The 15,726-nt window shown below is 70.6% G+C and carries 14 protein-coding genes; 5 read left to right on the plus strand and 9 right to left on the minus strand.

Features of this window, described 5'->3' with window-relative positions; translation table 11 throughout:
• Positions 1-3 precede the first annotated feature (3 nt).
• Genes AMS65_RS03290 through pdhA form a run of 3 tightly spaced genes read right to left on the minus strand, consistent with a single transcriptional unit; the run spans position 4 to position 3,481 of the window.
• Positions 4-1,356 (minus strand): dihydrolipoamide acetyltransferase family protein, encoded by a 1,353-nt coding sequence (locus tag AMS65_RS03290; protein WP_053382740.1) that lies wholly within the window; start codon positions 1,354-1,356, stop codon positions 4-6.
• Entirely contained in the window at positions 1,353-2,366 is a 1,014-nt protein-coding gene (locus AMS65_RS03295) for an alpha-ketoacid dehydrogenase subunit beta (RefSeq protein ID WP_053382741.1), read from the minus strand. Before AMS65_RS03295 ends, AMS65_RS03290 begins: the two co-directional genes overlap by 4 nt.
• Entirely contained in the window at positions 2,363-3,481 is a 1,119-nt protein-coding gene (pdhA, locus tag AMS65_RS03300) for a pyruvate dehydrogenase (acetyl-transferring) E1 component subunit alpha (RefSeq protein WP_053382742.1), read from the minus strand. The genes AMS65_RS03295 and pdhA overlap by 4 nt, the downstream gene beginning before the upstream one ends.
• A gap of 176 nt (positions 3,482-3,657) precedes the next feature.
• On the opposite strand from pdhA, the gene AMS65_RS03305 reads away from it, so the two are divergent.
• Positions 3,658-4,116: an Lrp/AsnC family transcriptional regulator gene (locus AMS65_RS03305; RefSeq protein ID WP_053382743.1), complete on the plus strand. Its 459-nt coding sequence runs from the start codon at positions 3,658-3,660 to the stop codon at positions 4,114-4,116.
• A gap of 10 nt (positions 4,117-4,126) precedes the next feature.
• Here AMS65_RS03305 and AMS65_RS18640 read toward each other — a convergent pair whose 3' ends face one another.
• The 4 genes from AMS65_RS18640 to AMS65_RS03325 all read right to left on the minus strand — a co-directional run bounded on the left by AMS65_RS18640 (position 4,127) and on the right by AMS65_RS03325 (position 8,509).
• Positions 4,127-5,227, minus strand: a complete 1,101-nt coding sequence (locus AMS65_RS18640; RefSeq protein WP_241489320.1) for a cytochrome b/b6 domain-containing protein — start codon at positions 5,225-5,227, stop codon at positions 4,127-4,129.
• 307 nt (positions 5,228-5,534) lie between these two features.
• On the minus strand, positions 5,535-6,518 hold the full coding sequence (locus AMS65_RS03315) for an electron transfer flavoprotein subunit alpha/FixB family protein (RefSeq protein ID WP_053382744.1): 984 nt from the start codon (positions 6,516-6,518) through the stop codon (positions 5,535-5,537).
• Positions 6,515-7,294: an electron transfer flavoprotein subunit beta/FixA family protein gene (locus tag AMS65_RS03320; protein WP_053382745.1), complete on the minus strand. Its 780-nt coding sequence runs from the start codon at positions 7,292-7,294 to the stop codon at positions 6,515-6,517. Before AMS65_RS03320 ends, AMS65_RS03315 begins: the two co-directional genes overlap by 4 nt.
• A 63-nt stretch (positions 7,295-7,357) precedes the next feature.
• On the minus strand, positions 7,358-8,509 hold the full coding sequence (locus AMS65_RS03325; protein ID WP_053382746.1) for an acyl-CoA dehydrogenase family protein: 1,152 nt from the start codon (positions 8,507-8,509) through the stop codon (positions 7,358-7,360).
• Positions 8,510-8,678: 169 nt separating this feature from the next.
• Here AMS65_RS03325 and AMS65_RS03330 point away from each other — a divergent pair, with 169 nt between their 5' ends.
• Genes AMS65_RS03330 through AMS65_RS03345 form a run of 4 tightly spaced genes read left to right on the plus strand, consistent with a single transcriptional unit; the run spans position 8,679 to position 13,553 of the window.
• Positions 8,679-10,250: a carboxyl transferase domain-containing protein gene (locus AMS65_RS03330; protein WP_083451452.1), complete on the plus strand. Its 1,572-nt coding sequence runs from the start codon at positions 8,679-8,681 to the stop codon at positions 10,248-10,250.
• 5 nt (positions 10,251-10,255) lie between these two features.
• Positions 10,256-12,274, plus strand: a complete 2,019-nt coding sequence (locus tag AMS65_RS03335) for an acetyl/propionyl/methylcrotonyl-CoA carboxylase subunit alpha (RefSeq protein ID WP_053382748.1) — start codon at positions 10,256-10,258, stop codon at positions 12,272-12,274.
• On the plus strand, positions 12,271-12,756 hold the full coding sequence (locus AMS65_RS03340) for a MaoC family dehydratase (RefSeq protein WP_053382749.1): 486 nt from the start codon (positions 12,271-12,273) through the stop codon (positions 12,754-12,756). Before AMS65_RS03335 ends, AMS65_RS03340 begins: the two co-directional genes overlap by 4 nt.
• Positions 12,753-13,553, plus strand: coding sequence for an HpcH/HpaI aldolase/citrate lyase family protein (locus AMS65_RS03345; RefSeq protein ID WP_053382750.1), 801 nt, complete (start codon positions 12,753-12,755; stop codon positions 13,551-13,553). The genes AMS65_RS03340 and AMS65_RS03345 overlap by 4 nt, the downstream gene beginning before the upstream one ends.
• A gap of 19 nt (positions 13,554-13,572) precedes the next feature.
• Here AMS65_RS03345 and AMS65_RS03350 read toward each other — a convergent pair whose 3' ends face one another.
• Positions 13,573-14,184 carry a TetR/AcrR family transcriptional regulator gene (locus AMS65_RS03350; protein WP_053382751.1) on the minus strand — a complete coding sequence of 204 codons (612 nt, stop codon included), beginning with the start codon at positions 14,182-14,184 and terminating at the stop codon, positions 13,573-13,575.
• Between the two features lie 173 nt (positions 14,185-14,357).
• Positions 14,358-15,569 carry a hypothetical protein gene (locus AMS65_RS03355; RefSeq protein WP_157502039.1) on the minus strand — a complete coding sequence of 404 codons (1,212 nt, stop codon included), beginning with the start codon at positions 15,567-15,569 and terminating at the stop codon, positions 14,358-14,360.
• Positions 15,570-15,726: the final 157 nt, after the last annotated feature.

The raw sequence follows: 15,726 nt of genomic DNA on the forward strand, positions 1-15,726 counted from the left end.
CGCTCACGCGAGCAGCATGGCTCGCGCCGGAGACTCGAGGAGATCGCCGACGATCTTCAGGAAGCGCGAGCTCTCGGCGCCGTCGATGACGCGGTGATCGAACGACAGGCTGAGCGTCAGCACATCGCGCAGCTCGATGCCGCCACGATGCTCCCACGGCCGACGCCGAACCGCGCCCACCGCGAGGATGCCCGCCTGGCCGGGAGGCAGGATTGGCGTGCCGGTATCGACGCCGAACACGCCGACGTTCGTGATCGAGAACGTGCCGCCGGCGAGGCTCTGCGGGGTCGTCTTCCCGGATCGCGCCGCTGCGGTCAGATCCCGCAGCTCGTCGGCCAGCTCCGTGAGCGACAAGCGGTCCGCGCCGTGGATGTTCGGCAGCAGCAGCCCGCGGTCGGTCGCCGCCGCGATGCCGAGGTCCACGGAGTCGAACTGCAGGATCTCACCCGCGTCGCCGTCCCACCGCGCGTTGACCTCGGGAACCTCCCGCAGCGCGAGGCACACCGCCCTGGCGACCACGGCGAGCAGCCCGATCCGATGCTCGGAGACCGTTCGGTCGGCGCCGAGCGAGGAGATGAACTCCGTGGACCCGGTCGCGTCGACCGTGTAGAACACCGTCGCCTGCGGGGCCGTGAACGCGCTCTGCACCATGGCTTCCGCGGTGTGCTTGCGCACTCCTGTCACCGGGATCCGGATCGTCCCGTCCGGCTGCGCGGTCGCGGTCGACGGCGTGGAGTCCTCGTGGTCGGAGCGAGGCGGGGCGCCCGCGCCGACGTGGCGGTCCACATCATCGCGGGTGATGAGCCGATCGCCGACGGAGTCCGCGATCGCTGCGAGATCGACCCCGCTGCGGCGCGCGTAGACGCGAACCGGCGGTGTGGCCCGCGGGCGGCGCCGCCGTTCGGGCTCGCCGGCCGGGGCGTGCGCAGGCGCCGGTGCGGCACTCCGGATGCGTCTGCGCCGAGCGGGGCGCACCGACGTCGTGGCGGCCGCCCCGTACCCGACGAGCGTGGGCTCGGGTGCCGCGTCCGCGGTGCCGTCCGCCGTGCCGTCCCCCGAGTCCGCCGCACGCGGGGATGAGCCCTCCGGCCCGGTGCCGACCGCCCCGTCATCCGCGCCCTCGACCTCGAACGAGATCAGTGGCGAACCGACCTCCACGGTGTCGCCGACCTGGGCGTGCAGCCGCGCCGCGATGCCGGCGTGGGGAGACGGGATCTCGACGATCGCCTTCGCGGTCTCCATCTCGGCCAGCGGCTGATTCAGGGCGACCGCGTCGCCCGCCTCGACGAACCACTGCACGACCCTCGCCTCGACGAGCCCTTCGCCGAGGTCGGGGAGCAGGAAGACGGTGCTCATCGGTCCGCTCCCGTCTGCTCGCCCAGCGGCACCATGACCTGATCCACCGCGTGCAGAATGCGGTCGAGGTCGGGCAGGTGGTGCTTCTCGAGCTTCGCCGGCGGGTACGGGATATCGTGACCCGTCACTCGGCGCGGCGCCGCCTCGAGGTATTCGAAGTCGCGTTCGACGATGGAGGCGATGAGTTCTGCGGCGGGGCCCGCCTCTCGAGAGGCCTCGTGCACGACTACCACACGGCCGGTGCGCGAGACGGAATCCGAGATGGTGTCGTAATCCACCGGGGAGAGCGAACGGAGGTCGATGACCTCGATCGAGATCCCCTCATCGGCAGCCGCCACCGCGGCGTCGAGGGCGGTGGGGACGAGCGCGCCGTACGCGAGCAGCGTGACGTCGCCGCCTGTTCGCAGCACCCTCGCCGTGTCCGTCGCGGGGAGCTCCGCGATGCTGCGATGCGTCGTCGCGGGACTCTTCGAGTGGTAGAGGCGCTTCGGCTCGAGGAAGACGACCGGGTCGTCCGAGGCGATCGCCCGGCGCAGTGCATCGTAGGCGTCCTGCCCGTTCGAGACCACCACCACCCGCAGACCGGCGGTGTGCATGAAGTACGCCTCGGGAGACTCGGAGTGATGCTCCGCGGCTCCGATGCCGCCCGCCCAGGGGATCCGCACGGTCACCGGCATCTTCACACGCCCGCGGGTGCGCGCGTGCAGCTTCGCGAGCTGCGACACGATCTGGTCGAAGGCCGGGTACACGAAACCGTCGAACTGGATCTCGACGACCGGCCGGAACCCGCGGAACGCGAGCCCGATCGCGGTGCCGACGATGCCGGACTCGGCGAGCGGGGTGTCGATGACCCGCCGCTCACCGAACTCCTCGAGCAGGCCGTCCGTGATCCTGAATACGCCGCCGAGCTTGCCGATGTCCTCGCCGAGCAGCACCACCCGGTCGTCTTCCCGCAGCGCGTCGCGCAGGGCGGCGGTGAGCGCCTTCGCGACGGTCGTCGTCTCCGTCATTGGTCATCCTCCGGTTCGAAACTCGAGAGATAGGCGGCGTAGGCATCGCGCTGCCGGGCGAGCTCGCGGTGGGGCTCCGCGTAGACGTGGTCGAAGAGCGACAGGGGCGGCGGGGTCTCCATCGAGATGCAGGCGGCGCGCATGTCCATGGCCAGCTGCTCGCCGTCGGCGAGGATCTGCCGGTGCTGATCGTCGTCTAGCGCGTCGATCTCGCGCAGGTGCGTCTCGAGCCGGAGCAGGGGGTCGCGGCGGGTCCAGGCCTCGAGCTCGTCGGCCGATCGGTATCGGGTGGGGTCGTCCGCCGTCGTGTGCGGTCCGAGCCGATACGTGACGGCCTCGATGAAGGCCGGCCCCCGGCCGGAGCGCGCATGATCGGCGGCCCAGCGCATCGCGGCGAAGCAGGCGAGCACGTCGTTGCCGTCGATGCGGATGCTCGGCACGCCGAAGCCCGCTGCGCGCTGCGCGAGGGAGTACTTCGACTGGAGCGCCACGGGCTCCGAGATCGCCCACTGGTTGTTCTGGCACATGAAGACGGCAGGCACCTCGTAGCTCGCGGCGAAGACGAGTGCTTCGTTCACGTCGCCCTCGCTGGTCGCGCCGTCGCCGAAGTAGGCGGCGGAGATCTGCTCGCCGCCGTCGATGCTGATGCCCAGCGCGTAGCCGACCGCGTGCAGGGTCTGCGCGCCGATGACGATCTGCATCGGGGCGATGGAGAGTTCGGCCGGGTCGTGACCGGATCCCGACTCTCCGCGCCACATGCGCACGAAATCGCCCGGAGCCCCACCGCGAGCGTAGACGAGTCCGAGTTCGCGGTAGCTGGTGAAGAGGAAGTCGTCATCGCGCAGAGCGCGGACGGTGCCGATCTGCGCCGCCTCCTGGCCCCTGCACGGGGGCCAGAGTCCCAGCTGCCCCTGCCGCTGCAGGGACACGCCTTCCGTGTCGATCCGCCGCAGAATCGACATGTCGCGGTAGAGCCCGCGCAACCGGTCCCCGTCGAGCTCCTCGACATAGGAGTCGAGCCTGCTGCCGGCGACGCGCGCGCCTGCTGCGTCGAGCAGCACCTCGCAGTCCTCCAGCACGTGGTCGTACGGGTGAGCTTCATGCAACGGCGCCATCGTCGTTCCTCCAGGAAGTGCACTGGGCCGAATCCCGGGGGCTCACACGCTCCCACCTTCGCGACCGCAGTGTTCTTTCGAAGATAAGTCGCCTTCATCAGTCTGCACAAGTTATGCGCAAAAATCTCAACACTCTGCTCAATATCTCCTTGTCATGACCGCTAGAATGAAGCACTATGATCAAGATGGATCGAGTCGATCGGGCGCTGCTGGCCGCACTCGCGAAGGACCCGCGAGCGACGGTCGTCGCGCTCGCCGATCAGCTGAACGTCTCCCGCAACACGGTGCAGGCGCGCATGGTGAAGCTCGAGAGCAGCGGGGCGATTCTCGGCTACGAGCGCGCGTTCTCTCCCGGCCCCTGGGGGTACCCGCTGCAGGCGTTCCTCAGCATCGGGGTGCGGCAGGCCCGGCTGCCGCAGATCGTCGAACTGCTCGGCGAGATCCCGGAGGTGCTGCAGGTGCACGGGTTGAGCGGTCGTGTCGACCTGATGGCCCTGGTCGCGTGTCGCGACACCTCGCATCTGTTCGACCTCGACGCGAGCATCCTCGGCATCGACGGCGTCGAGCGCACCGAGACCGCGTTCGTGATGCGCGAGCTCGTGCCGTACCGCGTGCTGGGGCTGGTCGAGCAGTAGCCCGCCGGGCTTACTTCGTGCTTACCGTGCCGAAGCGGCCGGCGAGGGGTGCGATGAGCACCGGCCGCATCGCCGCGACCGCCCCCGCCGTCGCCAGCACGGCCATCGCGAACCAGATGAACCCGGCCCAGCCCGGGCTGTCGGCGCCCCAGAACATGTGGTTCAGGTTCCGCAGCGCACCGGTCGCGAAGACCAGGAAGACGTGAACGACGATGAAGACCACGAAGAAGGACATCGTGAGGAAGTGGAGCACGCGCGCCGCCTCCACCGGGAAGACGCGGCCCAGCGACTCGAACCGGCGCGGCCACCAGGCGCTCATGCGGAGCCCCGTGAGCAGGGCGAGCGGGGCCGCGACGAACACGACCAGGAAGTACATGATCTGCTGCAGCGAGTTGTAGTTCGCCCAGCCGTCCTCGACCGGCCACTCGAGGGTCAGGTACTGCAGCAGCGCCGAGGCCGCGTTGGGAAGCGCGTCCCAGCTCGTGGGCACGATCCGCGCCCAGCGCCCGCTCGCGAAGAGGAGCACGACGAAGGCGACGCCGTTGAGCAGCCACAGCGCGTCCACGAGGAGGTGCGCCCACAGCGTGAGGCTGAACCGGCGCCCCGATCGGCGCGAGGACCAGTAGGCCGGAGGCTTCTGCTGGGTTCTCACCTGCCAGCCGGTGCGGATGATCAGGATCATGAAGAAGGCGTTGAGGAAGTGCGTCCACCGCACCCAGCCCGGGAAACCGGGCTCGACGGTGTCGGGCGGTTCTGAGGAGCCGGGGTAGCGCTGCAGGAACTCGGGCACCCCCGGGAGCGTCGTGACGCCGCGGGCGGCGAGCACCACGACCCCCGCCGCGAGCACGAGGGCGAGGACGGGCCCGGCGAGGCGCACGCCGCGCGGCCGGGCCGTCCGGGGCGCCGGGCGCGTTCCGGCCTGCTGCTGCTCGGCCAGTGGGAGCGACCGTTCCGCCGGCGCCTCCCGGAACGTCTCCCGGGGTGCCTCGGCGGTCGCCGGTTCCGCCGGTACTCCCGGTTCCGCCGGCAGTCCCGGTTCCGCCGGTTCCGCCGGCAGTCCCGGTTCCGCCGGTTCCGCCGGTGGGCCGTCGACGGGCGCGGGGAGCGCCATCCCGATGCTCGGGGGCCAGGGTTCGCCCCCCGGGATCCTCGGAAGCCCTTGCCGCGGTGCTGCCGGCCGGGCCTGCGGCAGACCCGATCCGAGCCGGGCGCCCGATCCCGCACCCTCGGGGCTGCGAAGAGCGGCGTCTCGTCCGGGTGCTCCGGCTGGTGGCGTCTCACGCACGCCGGCGGGGACGGCCTGCGCCGCCGGGGACGCGTCCGTCGGCGGTGCGGACCGTGCGAGCGGCGGCCACGGTTCGCCGCCGGGCGTTCGAGGGAGTCCGCGGCGCATCTGCGGCGACCCGGTCATGGCGCCGTCACCGCCGCTTCCGTTCGAGGGCCGAGATCAGCTGCGGCACGATCGTGAACAGGTCACCCACGATGCCGAAGTCCGACACCTCGAAGATGGGTGCGTTCTCGTCGGTGTTGATCGCGACGATCGTCTTCGCGGTCTGCATTCCGGCACGGTGCTGGATCGCCCCGGAGATGCCGAGGGCGATGTAGAGGCGAGGTGCGACCGTGACACCGGTCTGCCCGACCTGCAGCGTCGCCGGCACGAACCCCGCGTCCACGGCGGCCCGCGACGCGCCGACCGCGGCGCCGAGCGCATCCGCCAGCTCTTCGACGAGCGCGAAGCGATCGGCCGATCCGAGGCCCCGCCCGCCGGAGACCACGATGTCGGCGCCGGCGAGCGCCGGCCGGACGGCCGTGGCAGCAGCCTCGGTGAAGCCGGTGACGCGCGATCCGGGACCCTCCGAGGGCTGGAACTCGAGCGCGTGCGCGTCGCGCGCCCGGCCCTCGGCTCGTGCCGCCACGGCTCCGGGGCGGAGGGTGATGACCGGGGCGCCGAGCGACGCCGTGGCGGTGACCCGATAGTCGCCGCCGAACGCGGAGTGGTGGGCGACGACGCCCAGCTCGTCGCGGGAGACGCCGACGGCGTCGGCCGCGATGGCGGCCTCGGCCCGCACCGCGTAGCGAGCGGCGATCTCGCGTCCGAGCCGCGAGTGCGAGAGCAGCACCGCATCCGGAGCGACGAGCGCGACCGCCGCGGTGAGCGCGTCGACGGCGTGGATGCCGCTCGCGGCACCCTCTGCGGTGAGCACCGTTGCCGCGCCGAGCCGCGCGGCTTCGTCGACGGCGGGGCTCTCCTCGTCCGTGTCGAGCAGCAGCGCCACCGGCGAACCGATCGATGAGGCCGCCCCGAGCAGTTCGGCAGCCGACCCCGCGAGTGCGCCGTCGGGTCCGAGCTCGAGCACGGCGAGCACCGCGTCCTCCGGATACGCCGCTGCTGCTCCGCTCATCGGATCGCTCCGCTCTCGATCAGGTACTCGGCGAGCTGATCGGCCGCCGTGCCGTCGTCGACGAGCTTGATCCCGCTCGGCTTCGGCGGGGACGGCTCCGCGGAGAGCACGATCGATCGTGCCACCAGGGCCGGGTCGTCCCGCAGCCCCAGATCGGCCAGCGACAGGGTCTCGAGCGGCTTCTTCTTGGCCGCCATGATCCCCTTGAAGTTGGGGAACCGGGTGGCGGGGAGCGCCTCGGTGACCGAGACGATCGCGGGCAGATCGACCTCGAGGGTCTGCACGCCGCCGCCGTCGGAGCGGACGCCGCTCACGAGGCCCGGCGATATCTCGATCTCGTCGAGGCCGGAGGCGAAGGCCAGGCCGGCCCACTCGGCGACCGCGGCGGGCACCATCCCGCTCGCGCCGTCGGTGGAGGTCTCGCCGCCGATCACCAGATCGCACGACTCGCGGCCGACGGCCGCGGCGATCGCCTGGGCCGTGAGCACGATATCCGCGCCGACCAGATCCGGATCGACGATGTGGAGAGCCCGATCGGCCCCGACGGCCAGGGTCTTCCGAAGCGTCGCGAGCGCCTCCTCGGGAGCGACCATCAGCGTGACGACCTCGACACCGTCCGCCGATTCGGCGTACGCGACGGCGGCCTCGAGCGCACGATCCGACATCCCATCGAGCACGTACCCCGATTCCGTGCGCTCGGCGAGACCGGTCTCGCGACTCAGCCGGCGGCTCTCCGCGGTGTCGAGCACCGCCTTCACGAGAACGATGATCTTCACGGTCGACCTCCTCGGTCGGAGCCGGGCGGCGCCGGAACGGCCCGCTCGGCCCAGCGGATGGGGTTACGCGAGTCCGAGCGAACGGCTGATGAGGAGCAGCTGCACCTCGCTCGTGCCCTCGCCGATCTCCAGGATCTTCGAGTCGCGGAAGTGGCGTGCGACCGGATACTCGTTCATGAATCCGTTTCCGCCGTGGATCTGCGTCGCGTCGCGGGCGTTGTCCATCGCGGCATCGCTCGCGGTGAGCTTCGCCAGGGCGGCCGCGGTCTTGAACGGTTTCCCCGCGTCGCGCAGTCGAGCCGCGTGGTGCCAGGCGAGGCGTGCGAGATGGACGCGCTGCTGCATGCGGGCGATCATGAACTGGATGCCCTGTCGCGTCGAGAGCGGAGCGCCGAACACGGTGCGCGCCCGCGCGTACTCGACGGAGGCCTCGAGGCAGCCCTCGGCGGCGCCGGTGGAGAGGGCGGCGATCGCGATGCGCCCCTCGTCGAGCGCGTCGAGGAAGTTCGCGAAGCCGCGACCGCGCTGCCCGAGGAGGTTGGAGGCGGGAACCCTGGCGTCCTGGAAGGTGAGGGGGTGGGTGTCGGAGGCGTGCCAGCCGAGCTTGTCGTAGGCCGGTTCCACGGTGAAGCCGGGTGTGCCGTTCGGCACGATGATCGTGGAGATCTCCTTCTTGCCGTCGGTCTCGCCCGTCACGGCGGTGACCGTGACGAAGCGCGTGATCGGGGTGCCGGAGTTGGTGATGAACTGCTTCGTGCCGTTGATCACCCACTCGTCGCCCTCGAGGCGCGCGGTGGTCTTGGTCGCGCCCGCGTCGGATCCCGCGTCGGGCTCCGTGAGTCCGAAGCCCGCGAGCGCCCGCCCCGCCAGCAACTGGGGGAGGTACTCGCGTCGCTGCTCGTCGGTGCCGTAGCGGTGGATGGGCATGGCGCCCAGACTGACGCCGGCCTCGAGCGTGATGGCGATCGACTGATCCACGCGCGCCAGTCCCTCGATCGCGAGGCACAGTGCGAAGTAGTCGCCGCCCTGTCCGCCGTGCTCTTCGGGGAAGGGGAGGCCGAACAGGCCCAGCTCGCCCATCTGCGCGACGACGTCCATGTTGAGGGTGTGCGTGCGATCGGCCTCGTAGGCCTGCGGTGCGACGACGTTCTCGGCGAATTCGCGCACCATCTCTGCGAGCGCGTTCTCCTCATCGGTGAGATCGGGGTGGGTCATGGGAGTGCTCCAAGCTGCATTGCTTCGATTACTAATGAGTAACTCACTTCGTGATGAGGATAGCAATATTTCTGATTTTTAGGTAGTGTTCAATTACTGGTTAGTAATCCTTGTGGCAGCGGATTGCATCGCGCGGCGTGGCGCGATGCGGGAGTGGAGAGCGACTGACATGGCTCCGACACAGCAGTCTCCGACGTACCGCGGGCTGGTCGAGGAACTGCGCGCGCGGCTGGGCGAAGCCGCGCGGGGAGGCCCCGAGCGGTCCCGCGAGCGGCACGTGTCTCGAGGCAAGCTGCTGGCGCGCGACCGGATCGACCAGCTGCTCGACGAGGGGAGCCCGTTTCTCGAGATCGCACCGCTCGCCGGGTTCGAACTGTACGGCGGTGACTGCCCGAGCGGCGGCCTGATCGCCGGCATCGGCCTGATCCACGGCAGGCACGTCATGGTCGTCGCCAACGACGCCACGGTGAAGGGCGGCACGTACTACCCGATCACCGTGAAGAAGCACCTGCGTGCGCAGGAGATCGCCGCCGAGAACCGTCTGCCCTGCGTCTCCCTCGTCGACTCCGGCGGGGCGTTCCTGCCGATGCAGGACGAGGTCTTCCCCGACCGGGACCACTTCGGAAGGATCTTCTTCAACCAGGCGCGCATGTCGCGCGACGGGATCCCGCAGATCGCCGCGGTGATGGGCTCGAGCACGGCCGGCGGAGCCTACGTGCCCGCGATGAGCGATGAGACCGTGATCGTCAGGAACCAGGGCACCATCTTCCTCGGCGGCCCGCCGCTGGTGAGGGCGGCGACCGGCGAGGTCGTCACCGCGGAGGAGCTCGGCGGCGGGGAGGTGCACACGCGCGTCTCGGGTGTCGCCGATCACCTCGCCGAGAACGACGAGCACGCGCTGCAGATCGTGCGCGACATCGTCGCCACCCTCCCGCCGCACCCCCCGCTCCTCGAAGCCGTGATGCCGGAGCGGGCGGCCGATCCCGCACCCGGCGACCTGCTCGACGTGGTGCCGGTGGAACTCACGACGCCCTACGACGTCCGCGAGATCATCAGCCGGGTCGTGGACGGCGGCGAGTACTCGGAGTTCAAACGCGAGTACGGCGAGACGCTCGTCACGGCCTTCGCCACGATCCACGGGAACCGGGTCGGGATCCTCGCCAACAACGGCGTGCTCTTCGGCGAGTCGGCGCTGAAGGGCGCGCACTTCATCCAGCTCTGCGATCAGCGGCGCATCCCGCTCGTGTTCCTGCAGAACATCGCCGGATTCATGGTCGGGCGCGAGTACGAGTCGGCCGGCATCGCCAAGCACGGCGCCAAGATGGTGAACGCGGTCGCCACGGCCTCGGTGCCGAAACTCACGGTGGTGGTCGGCGGCTCCTTCGGCGCCGGCACCTATTCGATGTGCGGCCGCGCGTACTCGCCCCGATTCCTCTGGCTCTGGCCCGGCGCCCGGGTGTCGGTGATGGGCGGGCCGCAGGCGGCCTCCGTGCTCTCGACCGTGCGCCGGGAGCAGATCGAGGCGGGCGGCGGCTCCTGGTCGGCCGAGGAGCAGGCGGAGTTCGAGGCTCCGATCCGGGCGCAGTACGAGGCCCAGGGCAGCCCCTACTACTCCACCGCGCGCCTGTGGGACGACGGGATCATCGAGCCCGGTCAGACCCGCGACGTGCTCGGGCTCGCGCTCGACGTGGTCATGCGGGCGCCCCTCGACGATGCCGGCTACGGCGTATTCAGGATGTGAGCGAGATGTTCGAGACGGTACTGATCGCCAATCGGGGCGAGATCGCCTGCCGCATCATCGAGACGCTGCGGCGTCTCGGGATCCGCTCCGTCGCGGTGTACAGCGATGCCGATGCGGCCGCAGACCACGTCGTGCTCGCCGACAGCGCCAGGCGGCTCGGGCCCGCCCCCGCCTCGCAGAGCTACCTGAACATCGATGCCGTGATCGCCGCGGCACTCGAGAGCGGCGCCCAGGCCATCCACCCCGGCTACGGCTTCCTCGCCGAGAACGCCGGCTTCGCGCGGGCCTGCGCGGCCGCCGGGATCGTGTTCATCGGCCCGACGCCGGAGGCGATCGAGGCGATGGGGGACAAGATCACCGCGAAGCTCACCGTCGAGCAGCGCGGCGTGCCGACGGTGCCGGGCGTCGCGAGGCCGGGGCTCACGGACCAGGAGCTGATCGACGCGTCACCCGCCATCGGCTATCCGCTGCTGATCAAGCCCTCCGCGGGCGGCGGCGGCAAGGGCATGCACGTCGTCGAGCACGAGTCCGGGCTCGCGCCCGCGATCGCCGCGGCGCGGCGCGAGGCCGAGGCCGCCTTCGGAGACGACGCCCTCTTCATCGAGCGCTACCTCTCGACTCCCCGGCACATCGAGGTGCAGATCCTCGCCGACCAGCACGGCGGCGTCATCCACCTGGGGGAGCGCGAGTGCTCGCTGCAGCGCCGCCATCAGAAGGTGATCGAGGAGGCCCCGTCCCCGCTGCTCGACGAGGCGACCCGCGCCGCGATCGGCGAGGCCGCATGCCAGACCGCGCGGAGCGTCGACTACCGAGGTGCGGGAACCGTCGAGTTCATCGTCGAGGCCTCCCGCCCCGACGAGTTCTTCTTCATGGAGATGAACACGCGGCTGCAGGTGGAGCACCCCGTGACGGAGCAGATCACCGGCGTCGACCTGGTGGAGCAGCAGCTGCGCATCGCAGCGGGCGAACGTCTCCGGCTCGCGCAGGACGACGTCCGTTTCACCGGCCACAGCATCGAGGCCCGTGTGTACGCGGAGGATCCCGCCGCCGGGTTCCTGCCGACCGGCGGACGGGTGGAGTTCGTCGCGCATCCCGGCGGACCGGGGATCCGGGTCGATACCGCGATCTCCTCCGGCCTCACGGTCTCCGTCGACTACGATCCGATGCTCGCCAAGATCATCGCCTGGGGCGAGACGAGAGAGGCTGCTCGGCGGCGGCTCGTCGCTGCACTTAGCGACACGGCGGTCATCGGCTTCCCCACGAACATCGAGTTCATGCGGTTGCTGCTGGAGCTTCCCGAGGTTCGCGCAGGCGAACTCGACACCGGCCTGATCGAGCGGCAGCAGGATCGCATCTCGCATGCGCGACCGGATGACCGCGCCTTCGCCGAGGCGGCGCTGCTGCTCGACGCGGACGCGGCGGCTCGCTCGGGGCGAGGACCGTGGGAACGCCGCGACGGCTGGCGCCTCGGCGAGCCGAGCCCCCGGGTCTACTCGCTGGTCAGCGGCGAGGAGCGGCGCACCGTGCGCGTCTCGGGGGCGGCGCCCGACGGATTGCGGGTGCGCGTCGGCGACGAACCCGAGGCCCGCGCCGTGCAGCTGATGCGCCACGACGCGCACCGGTGCACCATCGGTCTCGACGGTGCGACCCGCAGTTCGTTCGTCCGAGTGGATCGGGGCCGGGTGAGCCTCGTGCGGGACGGCGCCGAACTCGAGATCCGCACCGAACGACGGCACCACGGCGCCGAAGCCGAGGCGGGCGCCGAGCCGCGGCTCGAGTCGCCGATGCCGGGCACGGTGGTACTGACCCCGGTCGAGGACGGCGCGACGGTAGCGGTCGGCACCCCGATCGTCGTCGTCGAGGCGATGAAGATGGAGCATGTGCTGCGGGCGGGAGTCGCGGGCGTGGTGTCGCTGCGGACGGTGGCGGGAGACACCGTGGCTCGGGGCCAGACGCTCGCGGTCATCACCGCAGCGGAGACAGCGGAGATACCGGAGACATCGGAGACCGAGGAGGACTCATGAGCGGAAGACGCATCGAGCAGCGCGGGCTCTACTTCGAGGAGTTCGAGGAGGGCGCCGTGTACCTGCACCGCCCGGGCCGCACGATCACCGAGGCCGACAACGTGCTCTTCACCACGCTCACGATGAACACGCAGTCGCTGCACCTCGACGCCGCGTGGAGCGAGGACACCGAGTTCGGCGAGCGGCTGGTGAACAGCATGCTGACGCTGTCGACGCTGGTGGGACTCTCGGTTTCCCAGCTCACGATGGGCACGATCGTCGCCAATCTCGGCTTCACCGAGGTATCGTTCCCGGCTCCCGTGCGCATCGGCGACACGCTGTACGCCGAGACCCGCATCGCGGGCAAGCGCCCCTCGGCGTCCCGTCCGGGGCAGGGCATCGTGACGCTCGAGCACACCATGCGCAATCAGCACGATGCCGTGGTCGCGCTCGCCACGCGGTCGACGCTGATGCGGTGCGCGCCCGACCGGGAGGGGGAATGATGCTGGGGCCCGCGCTGCTCTTCTGCCCCGCGGATCGGCCCGAGCGATATGCGAAGGCGCTCGCCGCCGCCGATACGGTCATCATCGATCTCGAGGACGCCGTGGCTCCGGCGGACAAGGCGTCGGCTCGTGCCGCGCTCGTGGCGCACGAGGCCGATCCCGACCGTGCGATCGTGCGCGTCAACCCGGCGGGCGGGGCCGATCACGAAGCCGATCTCGAGGCGCTGGCCGGCACCTCCTATCGCACCGTCATGCTGGCGAAGGCCGAGCGCGGCGCGCAGCTCGACGGCCTCGCCGCCGCAGGATATCGGGTCATCGCGCTCTGCGAGACCGCGCTCGGCGTCGAGAACTGCGCGGAGATCGCCCGCCATTCGGCCGTGGCCGGCGTGATGTGGGGGGCCGAGGATCTGGTCGCCGGCATGGGCGGGCGCTCGAGCAGGCACCCCGACGGCTCCTACCGCGATGTCGCCCGATACGCGCGCTCGCGGGTGCTCCTCGCGGCAAAGGCCGCGGGCAGGCTCGCGATCGACGCCGTGCACCTCGAGATCGCCGACGCGGAGGGGCTGCGCCGGGAGGCCCTCGACGCCGTCGCGTGCGGCTTCGACGCCACGGCCTGCATCCACCCCTCCCAGGCCGCGGTGATCCGCGAGGCCTATGCGCCCGCGGCCGAGCAGCGCGCGTGGGCGCAGCGCGTGATCGCCGCCGCCGAGGGGCAGCACGGCGTCTTCGGCTTCGAGGGCCGGATGATCGACGAGCCGGTGCTGCGCCAGGCGCGGGCGATCCTCGGAACCGACTGATCCCGCTTCGGGCGTCGCGCTACGCCCCGGCGGCCCCGCTCGCCTCGGTCTCGCGCACCGGCGAGAGCAGCGCCGCGTGCGCCATCGCGGAGAGGAGGCGAGCCGCGCGCGGCCCGCTCGAGGCCGCGCTGTGCGGGGTGGAGTTGAGCAGACCCACGACGGCGAGCAGGCGGGTCTGCGCCTCTTCCGAGCCGAACTCGGGCCGGATCGCCGTCAGCACCCTCTCCCACTCGCGCAGGTACTCCCGCTGCAGGCGGCGCACCTTCCGGTTCGTCTCCTCGGGAAGGTTCGCGAGCTCCCGGCTCTGTACCACGATGATGTCGGGCTCGGCGATCGCGAACTCCACGTGGAAGGCGATCAGCTCTTCGAGGATCTCCTCGGGCGTGCGGTCATCGCCGACGATCTGCAGGCACCCCGCGAGCAGTCGCGAACTGACATCGACCAGGAGCTCGCCGAGCAGCGCCTCTTTGCTGGGGAAGTAGTTGTAGAGCGCGGGCCCGCTCATGCCGACGGCCTCTCCCAGCTCGACGGTGGAGACGGAGTTGAAGCCGCGCTCCGCGAACAGCCGGGCAGAGCTCTGCATGAGTGCGGCGCGCCGATTCGCCTTCTGGGTCGCACGCCAGGTCGCCATGGGTCGAGTCTATCGAGAGTCCGCACGGCGCCGCGACGGCCGTGCAGCCGGGCGACGGCCGCCCGCGCCTGCGCGATGTCGGTGGCGTCGATCGCCGCGGCGGCCGGCACGGAGGGCTCCGGTACCGTCTTGGCCGGTGCGACTGTCGCGCCGGCCAAGACCGTGTGTCCGACTCAGTTGTTGCCGCCGCTTCCTCCGCCTCCCAGCGTGCTCTCGAAGGTGCGGGTGTTCTCCCCGCCGCAGCTGTCGATGATTCCGACCGATAGTCTCGTCAGGTAGGTCTCATTGATGTACTCGAACGCGAAGTCGATGCCGAGATCGGGATACTGCGCAGTAAGTTCGGCGACCGCGGTGTAATACTCATCCCATGCGGAGCGGTAGGCGGTTTCGCTCAGCGCGAATTGGAGGTTCCCGGCGGTATCGGCCGTCCCGTCTGTTCCGGAGTGCTCCCAGGTCCCAGTAAAGGTCACCTCGCCGCTCTCGATATCCGCGGGAAGCTCACCCAGCGTGGCGACCCAGTGGCCGCGAAGCTCTTCGGTTCGGATCCGGGTGACGGAGAAGGTAGCACCCTGGTCCGTGAGATTCGCCGCCCACCCGGATGGGAGGTTGGCGAGCGTTCCGGTACCCGGATCCAGATAGAACTCAGAGACGTCGTCGCCCCAGACCAGCTCGTCGGGCGTGCACGGGCAGGGGACCGGGGTGACGTCGAAGACCCAGACGGTGGTGGCGCCGTCGGCGATGGTGAAGCCATCGTCGGCGGTGGCGGTGACAGTGACGCTGCTGCCGTCGCGGGTGGTGGTGTAGGTGATGCCCTCGGTGTCGGGGATCTCGACGGCCGGCTCCTCCCCGCACTCGGCGGTTCCGAGGCGCGGCTCCACCGGAGTGACCGGTGAATCCGGGCAGGGGACCGGGGTGACGTCGAAGACCCAGACGGTGGTGGCGCCGTCGGCGATGGTGAAGCCATCGTCGGCGGTGGCGGTGACAGTGACGCTGCTGCCGTCGCGGGTGGTGGTGTAGGTGATCCCCTCGGTGTCGGGGACCTCGACAGCCGGCTCCTCCCCGCACTCCGCCTCGCCCAACTCCGGGGCGACCGGGGTAACCTCCTCGTCCACCGGATCCGGCTCCGGCTCCGGTGTTTTCTCGCACGGGTCTGTCTGCGACTGCTGCGCGGCCGCATGGGCGGGCATCGCATGCAGCACGGGTGCGAAGACGAGCAAGCCGGCGATCGCGAGTGCGCCGATCACCGCCGCGCCCGTCCGCGAGCCGGATCTTCGCCTCAGCATCAGAAGCGCCGTGCTGATGAGCAGCAGCGCGGCCACCGCACCCAGCAGGGGCGGCATCGCAGGGTTTCCCGTGGCGGCGAGTACACAAGGATCGGTGTTCATGTCGAGCTTCTCTCCTGAGGTTCCCCCCCAGCAGTGAGCTTTTCCTGCGGAGACGATATCACTGATCTGTCGGTCGCGGGCGACAGCCTGTCCTGATCGTTGTCGAACCGATCGGTCTCGTCCCGCACCGGCGGCTCGGCACGATCTCCGCGGAGCA

Source organism: Leucobacter celer subsp. astrifaciens (assembly GCF_001273835.1).
GTDB lineage: Bacteria > Actinomycetota > Actinomycetes > Actinomycetales > Microbacteriaceae > Leucobacter > Leucobacter celer.

Excerpts from the sequence above, each read along its gene's own strand:
- AMS65_RS03290 (WP_053382740.1), bottom strand. The coding sequence starts at position 1,356 with ATGAGCACCGTCTTCCTGCTCCCCGACCTCGGCGAAGGGCTCGTCGAG.
- AMS65_RS03295 (WP_053382741.1), bottom strand. The coding sequence starts at position 2,366 with ATGACGGAGACGACGACCGTCGCGAAGGCGCTCACCGCCGCCCTGCGC.
- pdhA (WP_053382742.1), bottom strand. The coding sequence starts at position 3,481 with ATGGCGCCGTTGCATGAAGCTCACCCGTACGACCACGTGCTGGAGGAC.
- AMS65_RS03305 (WP_053382743.1), top strand. The coding sequence starts at position 3,658 with ATGATCAAGATGGATCGAGTCGATCGGGCGCTGCTGGCCGCACTCGCG.
- AMS65_RS18640 (WP_241489320.1), bottom strand. The coding sequence starts at position 5,227 with ATGGCGCTCCCCGCGCCCGTCGACGGCCCACCGGCGGAACCGGCGGAA.
- AMS65_RS03315 (WP_053382744.1), bottom strand. The coding sequence starts at position 6,518 with ATGAGCGGAGCAGCAGCGGCGTATCCGGAGGACGCGGTGCTCGCCGTG.
- AMS65_RS03325 (WP_053382746.1), bottom strand. The coding sequence starts at position 8,509 with ATGACCCACCCCGATCTCACCGATGAGGAGAACGCGCTCGCAGAGATG.
- AMS65_RS03330 (WP_083451452.1), top strand. The coding sequence starts at position 8,679 with ATGGCTCCGACACAGCAGTCTCCGACGTACCGCGGGCTGGTCGAGGAA.
- AMS65_RS03335 (WP_053382748.1), top strand. The coding sequence starts at position 10,256 with ATGTTCGAGACGGTACTGATCGCCAATCGGGGCGAGATCGCCTGCCGC.
- AMS65_RS03340 (WP_053382749.1), top strand. The coding sequence starts at position 12,271 with ATGAGCGGAAGACGCATCGAGCAGCGCGGGCTCTACTTCGAGGAGTTC.
- AMS65_RS03345 (WP_053382750.1), top strand. The coding sequence starts at position 12,753 with ATGATGCTGGGGCCCGCGCTGCTCTTCTGCCCCGCGGATCGGCCCGAG.
- AMS65_RS03350 (WP_053382751.1), bottom strand. The coding sequence starts at position 14,184 with ATGGCGACCTGGCGTGCGACCCAGAAGGCGAATCGGCGCGCCGCACTC.
- AMS65_RS03355 (WP_157502039.1), bottom strand. The coding sequence starts at position 15,569 with ATGAACACCGATCCTTGTGTACTCGCCGCCACGGGAAACCCTGCGATG.